The following is a 12752-nucleotide window of genomic DNA, read 5'->3' on the forward strand; positions in this document are numbered from 1 at the left end:
ATAGCCGAGGCGACGGTGCCGCCGGCATGCACTGTTGCGCTGCCTGCACTTTCGGAATGCGCGGCCTGCCCCCATCATGGACCCATTGCCCAACGAGACGCCCCCCTTGTCCGGCCCCAGCCAAGAAGACGAAACACCCATCGGCGACGTGAGTGAACTGGTTGCCTACAGTGAATCCGGCAACAAGCCCGAGAGCGACTGGCGCATCGGCACCGAGCACGAGAAGTTCGGGTTCCGCCTCGACGACCTGCGGCCGCTGACCCACGAAGGCCCGCAGGGCATCGAGGCGGTGCTGCGCGGCCTGAGCCAGTTCCCCTGGGAACCGGTCGAGGAGCACGGCAAGCTGATCGCGCTCAAGCGGCCCGACGGCGCCTCCGTCACGCTCGAGCCGGCCGGCCAGCTGGAGCTTTCCGGCGCGATGCTGGAGACGATCCACCAGACCTGCGTCGAGACCCGCACCCACCTGCGCGAGGTCAAGGCGGTCTCCGAACAACTCGGCGTCGGCTTCCTCGGCATGGGCTTCCAGCCCAAGTGGCGGCGCGAGGACATGCCCTGGATGCCCAAGGGCCGCTACAAGATCATGCGCGACTACATGCCGCGGGTCGGTACGCTGGGCCTGGACATGATGACCCGCACCTGCACGGTGCAGGTGAACCTGGACTACCGTTCCGAAGCGGACATGGTGAAGAAGTTCCGGGTGAGCCTGGCGCTGCAGCCGATCGCCACCGCGCTGTTCGCCGACTCGCCGTTCACCGAGGGCCGGCCCAACGGCTACCTGAGCTACCGCAGCCACATCTGGACCGATACCGATGCCGACCGCACCGGCATGCTCGACTTCGTGTTCGAGGACGGCTTCGGCTTCGAGCGCTACGTCGACTACGTGCTCGATGTGCCGATGTACTTCGCCTACCGCGGCGGCGAGTACGTGGACTGCGCCGGCCTGAGCTTCCGCGACTTCCTGGCCGGCAGGCTGGGTCCGCTGCCCGGCGAGCTGCCGACGATGCGCGACTGGTCCGACCACCTGACCACCGTGTTCCCGGAAGTGCGGCTGAAGAAGTTCCTGGAGATGCGCGGCGCCGACGGCGGGCCGTGGAACCGGCTGTGTGCCTTGCCGGCGTTCTGGGTCGGACTGCTCTACGACGATGCGGCGCTGGACGCCGCCTGGGACCTGGTGCGCGACTTCTCGATGGCCGAGCGCAACGCATTGCGCGACGGTGTGCCGAAGCATGCACTGAAGCTGCCGTTCCGCGGTGCGACCGTGCGCGAGCTGGCGATCGAGGCGCTCAAGATCGCCGAGGCCGGCCTGAAGCGTCGTGCCCGCCTGAACAACGAAGGTGCCGACGAGACCGGCTTCCTTGCCCCGTTGCAGGAGTTCGCACTGGCCAACGAGACGCCGGCCGAGCGCAAGCTGGCGCTGTTCCACGGGCCCTGGGGTGGCAGCGTGGACCCGGTGTTCCGCGAGTTCGCCTATTGAACACGGCGTCCCGTGGATGCTGTGACCCCCGTTGAGAAGGATTTCGCCGATGACCGACACCCGCCCCCGACCCGAGGACGACACCGGACCGCTGCGCGCGGTGGACCTGCCCGCCACCGATGAGCTGCTGCGCGAGGACGTGCGCCGGCTGGGCGCGCTGGTCGGCGAGATCCTGGCCGAGCAGGCCGGTTCCGGATTCCTCGACGAGGTGGAGCGGATCCGCGTGGCGGCGATCGAGCGACGCGAATCCGGAGCGCCCGTCGATGCGCTGGCGGCGATCCTGGTCGGTGTCGAGCAGGGGCATGCCGAACGGCTGGTGCGTGCGTTCCTGAGCTACTTCCAGGCGGTGAACATCGCCGAGCGCGTCCACCGCATCCGCCGTCGCGGGACTACCAGCGCACCAGTGCCGCGGCCCAGCCCGGCGGGCTGGAGGACGTGCTGACCCGGCTGCGCGACGAGGGTGTCCCGGCCGGAGAGGTGGCCGACCTGCTGGCGCGGCTGCGCATCGAGCCGGTGTTCACCGCGCACCCGACCGAAGCGGTGCGCCGCGCGCTGCTGGAGAAGGAGCAGACCGTCGTGCACCGGCTGGTCGAGGACATCGACCGCGGCCTGACGCCGCAGGAACGCCGCGCCGGCGTGGGGCGCATCCGCCAGGCGCTGACTTCGGCCTGGCAGACCAACGAGACGCCACCGGAAAAGCCGACGGTCGCCGACGAATTCGAGCACGTGAGCTTCTACCTCACCGAGGTGCTGTTCCGGGTGTTGCCGGTCTTCTTCGAAGATTTCGCCGAAGCGATGGAGAAGGTCTACGGCACGACCGGTGACGCCACGCTGCCCAGCGCGATGATCGGCTTCGGCAGCTGGGTCGGCGGCGACATGGATGGCAATCCCAACGTCGGTGCGCACACGATCCGCGACACGCTGGCCGCACAACGGCGCCAGGTGCTGCGCGCCTACCGGCGCGACATCGACAAGCTGACCGGATTGCTGACCCAGTCGCTGGGACGCGTGGCGTTCTCGCCCGCGCTGCTCGACAGGCTGGAGGACTACCGGGCACGGTTGCCGGAGGCGGCGGCGACGATCAAGCCGCGCCACGCCGACATGCCATACCGCAGCTTCCTGACCCTGGTAGCGGCGCGGCTGGAGGCGACCCGCAACGACGCCGACGCGGGATACCCGAACGCCGATGCGTTCGCCGACGACATCCGCTTGCTCGACGAGAGCCTGTGCCGGAACGGCGGAGTCCAGGCGGGACATTTCAGCGTGCAACGCCTGCGCCGGCGCATCGACGTGTTCGGTTTCCAGCTGGCCACGCTCGACCTGCGACAGGATTCCGCGATCCACGAGTCGGCGCTGGCCGGCCTTCTGGACGACGCCGGCTGGCCCGAGCGCGAGGCCGCTGATCGCGCCGCCCGGCTGCAGGCCCTGCTGGCCGGCTCGGGCGAGGATGGGAGCATCGAGGTGCCGCGGCGTGGGCACGAGGACGCCGCTTCGACGCTCGAGGTCTTCGCGACCGTGGCCGAGGCACTGCCGCGCTATGGTGCGCGAGCCTTCGGCCCCTACATCGTGTCGATGAGCCGCAGCGCCGCCGACGCGCTGGCGGTGCTGGCCCTGGCACGCGTGGCGGGCTGCGTCGATGGCGCCGGGCAGGTGCCGCTGGACGTCGCGCCGCTGTTCGAGACGGTCGACGACCTCGACGCTTCGGCCGACGTGCTGCGCTCGCTGTTCGCCGACCCGGCCTACCGTGCCCACCTCGACGCCCGCGGCGGGCGGCAGATGGTGATGCTGGGCTATTCCGACAGCGCCAAGGACGGCGGCATCGTCGCCTCGCGCTGGGCCCTGCAGCAGACCCAGATCGCGCTGAGCGCGCTGGCGCGCGAATCCGGCGTGCGGATCGCGTTCTTCCACGGCCGCGGCGGCTCCCTCTCGCGCGGTGGCGGCAAGACCGAACGCGCCGTCATCGCCGCCCCGCGCGGTTCGGTGGACGGCTTCCTGCGCCTGACCGAGCAGGGCGAGGTGATCCACCGCAAGTACGGCATCCGCGCGCTGGCGCTGCGCAACCTCGAGCAGACCACCGGCGCGGTGCTGCGGGCGACGCTGCGCCCCGCGCCCGGCCGAACCGCGCGAGGCGAAGTGGCGCGGCATCGCCGCCGGCATCGCCGCGCGTTCGCGCGAGGTCTACCGCGAGCTGGTCTACGGCCGCGAGGATTTCGTGCCGTACTTCCGCGAAGCCACGCCGATCGACGTGATCGAACGGCTGCGCATCGGCTCGCGGCCCAGCAAGCGCGGCAGCGCCGGAGGCGTGTCCTCGCTGCGTGCGATTCCGTGGGTCTTCGCCTGGTCGCAGAACCGCGCCGGGCTGACCGCCTGGTACGGCGTCGGCAGCGGGCTGCAGCAGGCGATCGACGCGCACGGCATCGACGCGCTGGCGGAGATGACGCGCGACTGGCCGTTCCTGGCCAGCCTCGTCGACGACGTCGAGATGGTGCTGGCGAAGTCGGACATGGCGATCTTCGAGCGCTATTCGCGTCTCGCGGCGGGGCATGACGACTTCTTTCCCGGCATCGCGCAGGAGTTCGAGCGCACCCGCCGTGCGGTGCTCGCGCTGAAGGGCGCCACCGACCTGTTGGAGGGCGATCGCCGGCTGCGCGTGTCGATCCGGCTGCGCAATCCCTACGTCGATCCGATCAGCCTGCTGCAGGTCGACCTGCTGGCACGCTGGCGCGAGGCGGGCTGCCCCGAGGACGACGCGCTGTTCCATGCCCTGGTGGCGACGGTCAACGGCATCGCGGCCGGGGTGCAGAACACCGGCTGAGCGTCCGCTTCGCCGCCGCGGGGCTCAGCCCAACGTGAAGTCGGTGAAGGCGAAGCGTTCGTCACGCAGCACCGTTTCGCCTTCGACCAGGTGCAAGGGCGCCTTGAACATCGGGCCATCGTGGACGCAGGTATGGAACTCGCCGCGTTCCCCGCAGGGGTCGACGCCTTCGGGCAGGGCGTCGAGCAATCCGGCGTCCCATTCGCGGCCGGCGAATCCGGCGTCGAGCTGTTCGGTGTCGACGCAGCACAGACGCGCCTTCAGCCCGCCAAGCTGCATTTCCTGGGCCAGGGCGGCGGTATCGCTGTCCCACAGCGGATAGGCCCCGAGCCAGCCCTGGCGTGCGAGCATCGCATCGCGGAATGCGCGCACGTCGGCCAGGAACAGGTCGCCGAAGGCGACGTGCCGCAGACCGGGCCAGCGCCCTTCGGCCTGCGCCAGTGCGGCACCCATCGCGGCTTCGTAGGTGCTGTTGTCGGGATGGCGGGGCTGGCGCGCCTCGACCAGGGGCAGGTCCATAGCCTCGGCCTGCGCCTGCAGCACGTCGCGCCGTATGCCGTGCATCGCCACGCGCTCCAGTCCTTCGGTGACGGTGGTCAGCAGGCCCACCACCTCGAAGCCCTCCGACCAGCGCAGCCGGTGCAGGGCCCAGGCCGCGTCCTTGCCGCCACTCCACGAGAGCAGGATCGGTGTCTTCACCATCGCTCATGCCCTCCCGGCGGAGGCGGGCTCAGTGGACATCGCGCAGTTCCCAGTGGCTGCCGGCCAGCAGCCGCAGCCGATGGCGCAGTACTTCGCCCGGGACCGACGTCACCACGGTCAGCTCGGCGCGCTTCTCGCGCTGCCGGCCGGTCACGCGCGCGTCGGGATCGACCACGCCGAGGGCCGGGTCGACCTCGTCGGGTTCGGGCTGGTCGGCACACCAGCGCTGGAAAAGCACGTCCTGCCGAAGGGCGGCCTCGAGCTCCTCGGCGAAGCCCTCGGCGCCCACCGACTTGAACGAAAGCGAGGGATCGGCACCGCGCGCGAGCTGCGGGTCGGGCAGGTGGATGCGATAGGTCGTCATGATGCGCGTCCGTGTGCGGGTGGATGCCCATTGTGCGCACACCGGCCCCGCGCGGGTGAATCGGCGCACAACGCGAACGGGGCGGTCTGCCCGCCCCGTTCGTTCGATGCGACCTGCCGATGTCAGTGCCGGTGCGGCACACCCGACTTCGGGCAGTGGCAGGGCCCGGTGGGACCGAACTGCAGGCCGAAGGCCTGGCCGTCGCGGTGGCGCTGCCAGTAGAACTCCGGCGCGCCGCGGCCACGACCGCCGACTTCGGCCATGTCCCCGGCGACGTCGAACAGGCGGCCATCGACCATCACCATCGCGGTGCTGGCGGTGTCGCGGATGTCCTCGAGCGGATTGCCGTCCAGCACCACCAGGTCGGCGCGCTTGCCGTCCTCGATCGAACCGAACTCGTGGTCCAGGCGGATGTAGTCCGCGCCGTCGATGGTCGCCGCGCGCAGCGCCTCCCAGTTGCTGAAGCCGCCCTGGGTCAGCATCCAGATCTCCCAGTGCAGCGCCAGGCCCTGCATCTGGCCGTGGCCGCCGGTCATGATGCGCACGCCGGCGTCGCGCAGGTCCTTCTTCGCCTTGGCCACCTCGATGTGGTGGTAGTCCCAGTCCGGGGCGATCTCGCGGCGGATCGCACGCTGGTCAAGCGTCTCGCGCGGGAAGAAGCGCTGCAGGCGCTCCTCCTCGAACACCTCGTCGCGTGCGTAGAACCAGTACTCGCCCGACAGGCCGCCATAGCTGACCACGAGGGTCGGCACATTGCCCACCCGGGTCTGCCGCCACAGCTCGATGACATCCCGGTGCAGCGGGGCAACGGGCAGGTTGTGCTCCACGCCGGTCACGCCGTCGATGATCATCGAGACGTTGTGGAAGAAGGTCGAGCCGCCTTCCTCGACCACCAGCATGCCCAGTTCGCGCGCGGCCTGGTTGATCTGCTGGCGCTGGTCGCGGCGCGGCTGGTTGTAGCTCTTCACGCTGAACGCCCCGTGCGACTGCATGCGGCGAAGGTGCGCGCGGGCATCGTCGATGCCGTTGATCTCGACCTTGAAGTCGCCATCGGCGCCGTAGAGGATCGTGCCGGTGGAGAACACCCGCGGGCCGACCATCTCGCCGGCGCGCACCAGCTCGGCCTGCGAGAACACGAACTCGCTGGTGGCCGACGGGTCGTGCAGCGTGGTGACGCCGAAGGCCAGGTTGGCGTAGTAGGCCCAGTTCTGCTGCGGCACGACGCCCGAGCCGAAGTGCGCGGCGTGGGCGTGGGAGTCCACCAGGCCGGGGATGATCGTCTTGCCGCTGGCGTCGATGACGCGCGCGCCGTCCGGGATCGACACGCTGCCGTCGGCGCCGACCGCGGCGATGCGGTTGCCGCGCACCACCACCGTGCCACCTTCGATCACTTCCCGGGTGTTCTCCGCATCGCGCATCGTCACCACCCGCGCGCCGGTGAATGCGAACACCTCGGCAGGACGGTCGGATTCCAGCGTCGGGGCGATGTCGATGCCGCGCAACGAGGCCGGCTGCGGCAGCGTGCCCGGCGCACCGGGCAGGAAGGCGAAGCTGTCGCTGAGGTCGCGGCTGAAGTACTCGCGGCCGACCATCCAGTGCAGCGTCGAGGAATCGGCCGACCAGTGCAGGTAGGAGCCGATGTCGCGGCTCACGCGGGTGACCGGGATCGCCTTGGTGTCCTTGTTGAGCGTGACGCTGCGACCGGTCCGCGGCATCGGGGCGACGTAGGCGTTGTACAGCTCGGTGAACGCGACCCACTCGCCGTCGGGGCTGATCTCGACGAAGTTCACGTACTTCAGGTCGAACACCTCGCGCTCGTCGCGGCCGTCCACGCCGACGCTCATCAGCTTCTTCGACAGGCCACCGCCGGTGCGGAAGTACACCCGTTCGCCGCTGGCGTCGAACTGCGGATCGTTGCCGCGGCGGGCGATGCGCTCGGGTTCACCGCCGCCGGCCGGCATCACGAACACGCCGGTCTCGCGCGACCACAGGCTGCCGGTCAGGCCGCCGCCCCCCGGTGCGCGAGTAGACGATCATCGAGCCGTCGGGCGAATAGCGCGGGCCATAGTAGAAGCCCTTCTGGGCAGTCAGCGTCCGGCGCTCGCCGCTGGCCAGGTCGAGCTCGTGGATCGCCCCCATGTCGGCGTCCGACCAGGTGGTGTAGAGGAGCTTGCGGCCGTCCGGGCTGAAGCTGGGCTGGTACTCGAAGTGGGTGGTGTCGGCGGTGAGGCGGCGCGGCTGGCCGTTGGGCAGCGCGCGCACGTAGAGCTTGCCCACGGCATGGAAGACGACGCTGGCGCCATCGGGCGCGGTGGCGACGTCGCGGATCATGCGCGGCTGGAAGCTGTCGCCGTCGAGCGACTGGCGCGCGCGCAAGGGTTCGGTGACGGCGATCTCGACGTTGGCGGTGAACGGGATCTCGCGCGCCTCGCCGTTGGCCGCATCGACGCGCCAGAAACCGCCCTGGGCCCAGATCACCAGTTCCGAGGAATCCGGCATCCACGCATAGCCCGGATAGGGACCGAAGATCGCCCAGGCTTCCTGCTGGTCGTGCGAGAGGCCGTCCCACAGCGGGCGCACCGCGCCGGAATCCAGGTCCATCAGGTGCAGCACCGATTTGTCGCGCACGCGCTTGATGAAAGCCAGCTGGGTGCCGTCGGGCGAAGGCTGCGGCCGTACCGCGCCACCCGGGCTGTCGATGATCGTCTCGACCTCGCCGGTCTCGCGGTCGAGCCGCTTGACCGCGTAGATCACGTCGTGCGGGTTCTTGTTGTACTGGAAGGTCGGGCCCGGGCTGACGTCCTCGGAGAAGTACACGTAGCGGCCGTCGGCACTGACCGCGGGTTCACCGAGGTCCTGCTGGTCGTTCTTGCGCTCGGTCAGCTGCAGGCCCTCGCCGCCGGCCTTGTGGTACATCCACAGCTCGCCGGCGCCCAGCGAGCGGGTGCCGGTGAAATGCTTGCGGCCGACGAGGTAGTTACCGTCCGGCGTCCACGCCGGGGTGTTGAGCAGGCGGAAGCCCTCGTCGGTCACCTGGGTCGCATTGCGCCCATCCACGCCGATGCGCCACAGGTTGTTGCCGCCGCTGCGGTCGGAGGTGAAGGCCACCTCGCGGCCATCGGGCGAGAAGCGCGGCTGCACGTCGAAGGCGCGGCCCTGGGTCAGGGGCCGTGCCGCGCCACCCTGAATCGGCAGCAGGTAAAGGTCGCCCAGCAGGTCGAAGACGATGCGCGAACCGTCCGGGCTCACGTCCAGGCTCATCCAGGTGCCCTCGTCGGTGTCGAAGCGCACGGTCTTCGAGCCGCCGTGCGCGGCGGTCACGTCCCAGTCGTTGCCGTCGGAGGCGGCGCGACGCTGGGCGTCGGCGGTGGCGGGGGCCAGCGCCGCGAGCGCGGTGAGGCAAAGGGTCAGGGCGAGCGTGGATCGCGACATCGGGAGGCTTCCGGTTCGGCAAAGCCCTCGATGCTAGGCGAATTCCACCGCCATGGCTGTGTGGCGGAAGTCGTGGGTCGCGTCCGTGCCGGCCCGCGCGGCCCGGTCAAGGGGCTCGGCGTGGCCGGTCACGTCCTGCGCGCGAGCGGTGGCCGCCACGCCGGTTCTCGATGCGCTCGGCCATGCGCTCCCGGCCGCTGGCATCGAGCTCGGTGGCCACTGCGGTCAGGGCGGCGTGCGAGGCGCCCGAGGCGGTGGCCTCGGCCTCGCGCAGGGCGCTGAATGCCTCGGCGAGCCGGGAAGCATCGAACGGCTCGGCGCGCAGCGCCTCCCCGACCTCCGCGCGCGCGGCACGCACCTGGGCGTAGTGTTCGCGAAGTCCTTCCCTGTGCGGAGCCATCGCGGTGCGGAACTGCTCGCGTTGCGCTTCCGACGTGGTGTCGGCCTGCGGCCCGGGGACGGTGTCGGGGCGTGCGGCAAGCAGCCATACGCCGAGCAAGGCGATCAGCGCCGCATTCACCAGCAACGAGGCCAGCAGGGTGATCCTGGCGGGGCGGGAGAGGCTCATGGCTCGTCGATCCAGTTCTCGTCCAGGTCCGGGTGTGGCGCCAGCCCGGCGAGCTGGAACACCGTGTCTTCGTCGAATCCGTTGGCAGCCGGCAGCGGCGAGAGCCCCACGCCGATGCGACGCCAAGCGCCAGCCCGGCGGCCAGTGCCGGCCCGGCCAACTGCCAGCCCCCCAGGTCACGCCAGAACGATGTGAATGCCTGGCGCCAGTGGGGGCGCGCGGCCGGCGCCTGCGCCAGCAACTGGCGGCGCAGCCGCAGCGGTGCCGGCGGACCACGACGCTGTCGAGCAGCGCATCGGTGGCGTGGGCCCGGGCGAGTGCCTCGCGCGCCTGCGGCGAGCGCCCCAGCAGGGCCAGCGCCTGCTCGCGCTCGGCCTCGGGCCAGCGTCGTGGCTCGGCACCGTAGGCGGCGATCAGTTCCTGGAAGCGTTCAAATTCCATGTCGGTGTCCATCCCCTTTCCCCTGCAGATCTTCAAGTTCTTCGGCCAGGGCCGCGCGAAGGGCGCGTCGGCCGCGCGCGAGCAGCGACTCCAGCGCCTCTTCGGAAATCTCCAGGACCGCCGCCGCTTCGCGCTGGCTCAGTTCCTGGTAATGGCTGAGCACCAGCGCCTCGCGCTGGCGCTCCGGCAGCGTCGCCAGGGCGGCCTGCACCCGCCCGGAGCGGTCCTGGCGGCGCGCCAGCTGTTCCGGCCCGGGTTCGCCGGAGACCGGCTGGATGTCCTCCACCGGTCGGCTGTCGCGGCGTCGCCGCAGGGCGTCGTGGCACAGGTTCATCGCCACCCGGTGCAGCCAGGTCGAGAACTTCGCCGTGCCCGGCTGCCAGTTCGGGATCTGCTGCCATGCGCGCAGGAACGCGTCCTGCGCCACCTCCTCTGCATCCGCGGCATTGCCCAGCATGCGCTGGGCGAGGGCGTGGATGCGTTCCAGGTGCCGGTCGAGCAGGACGCCATAGGCCTGCTCGTCCCCATCGCGGATGAGGTCGAGCAGGGTCTGGTCGGGGTCGTCCCCGGGCCGGGCCGGCGCGGGGCCGGTCGGGTCGGGGCGAGTCCGTTCGTTGCTCATCAGGGCGTGGTCGGGCGTTCACCGGTTCTCCGGATCATCGCATGCGCGTCAGCGGCCGCCATGGCCACCGCGGTGCATGCCGCGTCCGCCGCGCATGCCCTTGCGGCTCTCGCGCATCTCCTCACGCGTGATCACGCCGTCGCCGTCGGCATCCATGCGCGCCAGTCGATCGCTGTGGGCGGCCACGTAGTCCTCGACGGTGACCACGCCATCGCCGCTGCGGTCGTAACGCTGCAGGCGACGCTGTTCGCGCTGCAGGCGTTGCGCATCGCGGTGGGCGATCATCTCCTCGGCGGTGATGATGCCGTCGCCATTGGCGTCGATCGCCAAGCAGCCGGGCGATGCGGTCCTCCATCGCGGCCACGTCCATCGGCTGGCCCTTGTTCCAGCCACGCTCGCCGCGCGATTCCTGGGCGAGGGCGGTGGCGCCGGCACCGAGGGCCAGCAGGGCGGTCGCGAGTGCGGTACGGATCAGGATCGAATTCGTCTTCATCGGATCAACCTCTCGAAGCGGGAAGCAAGCCGGAACCGCGTCGGTCCCAGTGCCTTCAACGCCCCGTGCGGGCGGATCCGTCGCGCGGTGATCGCCGCCGTTCAGCCGGCCCCGCCGGCTACTCCGCCTGCACCAGCCATGGCCGCGGGGCCTCCGGGCCCAGTGTGTCGGGTGCCCCGACGGTGGCGTCGGTGCCCTGGATCCATTGTCCCAGTACGGCCACCTGTCCAGACTGCTCCAGGACCAGCACGCACAGCCGGTCGCCGTGGGCGTGGACGTCGTCGAAGTCGGTGTCGAGCGGCTGGCAGGCCATGTCGAGCCGCGCGGGCAGGTCGGCACGAACGTGCAGGGATGCGTGCGCTGTGGCGGCGTCGAGGGTGCGCGGTGAATCGGCCCATGCCAGGGCGGGGAGCAGCGGCAGGCAGGCGAGGAGCAGGGTCGGGACGTGCATCGGGATCCTCCGGAGGCGTCGGCGTCTTGCCGACGCCTCCAGACTGGGTCCCGCGTGTGACCGCGGACGGCCGGAATGTGGCGGTCCGCGGGCAGCTTCAGGCGCTCAGCGCGTGTAGGCCCTGGGCAGGGCGCGCGCGGGGCCAGGTAGCGGTCGCGCAGTTCGGTCTGGCGCGAACGCATCGAGGCCGGGCGACCGTCGAACCAGACCTGCTCGGCGTACTCGGCCACGTCCAGCGGGTCGCCGCTCCACAGCACCAGGTCGGCGCGCAGTCCCGGCTCGATGCGGCCCTGGCTGTCGCCGAAGCCGAACACCTCCGCCGGCACCGAGGTCAGGCCGGCCAGCGCCGCCTCCCAGGGCATGCCGTGGGCCACGGCGTTGCCGGCCAGCTGGCGCACCTTGCGCGCGTTGTGCGAGGCATCGCCGACCTGGGTGAAGCCGACCCGCACGCCCGCGGCGTGCAGGCGCGCGGCGTTCTCGAGCGTGGCGCCCAGCTGGTCGAAGCTGCTGGGCAGGTTGACCAGTGCGTCGAGCAGCACCGGCACGTTCGCCGCGGCCAGCTCGTCGGCCACGACCCAGGCCTCGGCCCCGCCGGCGATGACCGGGCGCATGCCGTTGCGGCGGGCGAAGGCCAGCATCTGCCGGATGTCGGCGGCGCGGTGCACGCTGAAGACCACTCGGCCACCGGCGAAGTAGTCCGCGATCGCGCGCTTGCCGGCCATCGTCAGCAGGCCGTGGCCAGGGGCCGGGGCACCCATGTTGGGCTTGGCTTCGGCGGCGGCCTGGTCCAGCAGCATGTACTGCGCTGCGCGGCTGCCGCCGCTCAGCGGCGAGGCCGCGGCCCCCAGGTTGATGAACAGGCTGCGGCTGCGTCGACGACGGCGTCGAAGCTGCCGTCCAGGCGCACCGCCGCGCCCTGGCCGGCGACGATGCTGCCGCCGGGCAGGCTCGATGGCGCCAGGACGGTGTAGGTGAGGCCCTCCACCCGGCTCACGCCGATCACCGAGGAGCGCGGGTTGTAGGCCAGGGTGATGTCGAACTCGGGGCGCCAGGTCGGCTCGTGGGGGGGCGTCATCGCGCCCGGTGCCACCGAGTGGTCGACGGTCGGGCTTTCCGCGGACACCTCCTCCAGGCCCAGCGCGGTCAGGCCGCCGAACAGGCCCGGGGTCAGCGGGCGGCCGTTGGCCTCCACCGTGGTGACCCCGGCCGGTGCCGACAGGTTGGGGCCGACTTCGCGGATGATGCCGCCGCGCACCAGCACGTCGGTGTTTTCCAGCGTGCCGCGGCTGCCGGCGGTATGCACGGTGGCGCCACGGATCAGCACGTCCTGTGCGGCGACGATGCCGGCGGTGGAGGCGAGCGCGAGGCCCAGCGCCAGTTGCTTCATGAT

9 protein-coding genes and 2 pseudogenes are annotated in these 12752 nt (G+C 71.0%); 2 read left to right on the forward strand and 9 right to left on the reverse strand.

Annotated features, from left to right (window positions below; translation table 11 throughout):
- The first annotated feature begins 106 nt into the window (after nt 1–106).
- Both FU658_RS03425 and ppc read left to right on the forward strand, forming a co-directional pair.
- A complete protein-coding gene (locus FU658_RS03425; protein WP_147890815.1) occupies nt 107–1474 on the forward strand; it encodes a glutamate--cysteine ligase in 1368 nt (455 codons plus the stop codon).
- A gap of 49 nt (nt 1475–1523) precedes the next feature.
- Nucleotides 1524–4289, forward strand: a pseudogene (gene ppc, locus FU658_RS03430) (phosphoenolpyruvate carboxylase).
- A gap of 24 nt (nt 4290–4313) precedes the next feature.
- On the opposite strand, the gene FU658_RS03435 reads toward ppc, so the two are convergent.
- From FU658_RS03435 to FU658_RS03470, 9 genes and pseudogenes are all read right to left on the reverse strand, one after another.
- Entirely contained in the window at nt 4314–4991 is a 678-nt protein-coding gene (locus tag FU658_RS03435) for a Dph6-related ATP pyrophosphatase (protein ID WP_147890816.1), read from the reverse strand.
- Nucleotides 4992–5019: 28 nt separating this feature from the next.
- Entirely contained in the window at nt 5020–5355 is a 336-nt protein-coding gene (locus tag FU658_RS03440; RefSeq protein ID WP_187265887.1) for a hypothetical protein, read from the reverse strand.
- A gap of 122 nt (nt 5356–5477) precedes the next feature.
- Nucleotides 5478–7316, reverse strand: coding sequence for an amidohydrolase family protein (locus tag FU658_RS14670; RefSeq protein WP_255505423.1), 1839 nt, complete (start codon nt 7314–7316; stop codon nt 5478–5480).
- Nucleotides 7297–8787 (reverse strand): hypothetical protein, encoded by a 1491-nt coding sequence (locus FU658_RS14675; protein WP_222708351.1) that lies wholly within the window; start codon nt 8785–8787, stop codon nt 7297–7299. The genes FU658_RS14670 and FU658_RS14675 overlap by 20 nt, the downstream gene beginning before the upstream one ends.
- Before the next feature lie 106 nt (nt 8788–8893).
- The gene (locus FU658_RS14295) at nt 8894–9355 is read right to left on the reverse strand and encodes a periplasmic heavy metal sensor (protein WP_187265888.1); all 462 of its coding nucleotides are present in this window, start codon (nt 9353–9355) and stop codon (nt 8894–8896) included.
- Nucleotides 9356–9785: 430 nt separating this feature from the next.
- A complete protein-coding gene (locus FU658_RS03455) occupies nt 9786–10418 on the reverse strand; it encodes an RNA polymerase sigma factor (RefSeq protein ID WP_147890818.1) in 633 nt (210 codons plus the stop codon).
- 48 nt (nt 10419–10466) lie between these two features.
- Nucleotides 10467–10748, reverse strand: a complete 282-nt coding sequence (locus tag FU658_RS03460) for an EF-hand domain-containing protein (protein ID WP_187265889.1) — start codon at nt 10746–10748, stop codon at nt 10467–10469.
- Between the two features lie 281 nt (nt 10749–11029).
- Nucleotides 11030–11362, reverse strand: a complete 333-nt coding sequence (locus FU658_RS03465; RefSeq protein ID WP_147890819.1) for a hypothetical protein — start codon at nt 11360–11362, stop codon at nt 11030–11032.
- A 122-nt stretch (nt 11363–11484) separates the two neighbouring features.
- Nucleotides 11485–12749 (reverse strand): annotated as a pseudogene (locus FU658_RS03470) (amidohydrolase family protein); the annotation flags it as partial.
- Nucleotides 12750–12752: the final 3 nt, after the last annotated feature.

Origin of the sequence: Alkalisalibacterium limincola (assembly GCF_008017755.1) — a bacterium.
GTDB classification, from domain to species: domain Bacteria; phylum Pseudomonadota; class Gammaproteobacteria; order Xanthomonadales; family Xanthomonadaceae; genus Alkalisalibacterium; species Alkalisalibacterium limincola.

Excerpts from the sequence above, each read along its gene's own strand:
- FU658_RS14675 (WP_222708351.1), bottom strand. The coding sequence starts at position 8,787 with ATGTCGCGATCCACGCTCGCCCTGACCCTTTGCCTCACCGCGCTCGCG.
- FU658_RS03455 (WP_147890818.1), bottom strand. The coding sequence starts at position 10,418 with ATGAGCAACGAACGGACTCGCCCCGACCCGACCGGCCCCGCGCCGGCC.
- FU658_RS03465 (WP_147890819.1), bottom strand. The coding sequence starts at position 11,362 with ATGCACGTCCCGACCCTGCTCCTCGCCTGCCTGCCGCTGCTCCCCGCC.
- FU658_RS14670 (WP_255505423.1), bottom strand. The coding sequence starts at position 7,316 with ATGCCGGCCGGCGGCGGTGAACCCGAGCGCATCGCCCGCCGCGGCAAC.
- FU658_RS03435 (WP_147890816.1), bottom strand. The coding sequence starts at position 4,991 with ATGGTGAAGACACCGATCCTGCTCTCGTGGAGTGGCGGCAAGGACGCG.
- FU658_RS03440 (WP_187265887.1), bottom strand. The coding sequence starts at position 5,355 with ATGACGACCTATCGCATCCACCTGCCCGACCCGCAGCTCGCGCGCGGT.
- FU658_RS14295 (WP_187265888.1), bottom strand. The coding sequence starts at position 9,355 with ATGAGCCTCTCCCGCCCCGCCAGGATCACCCTGCTGGCCTCGTTGCTG.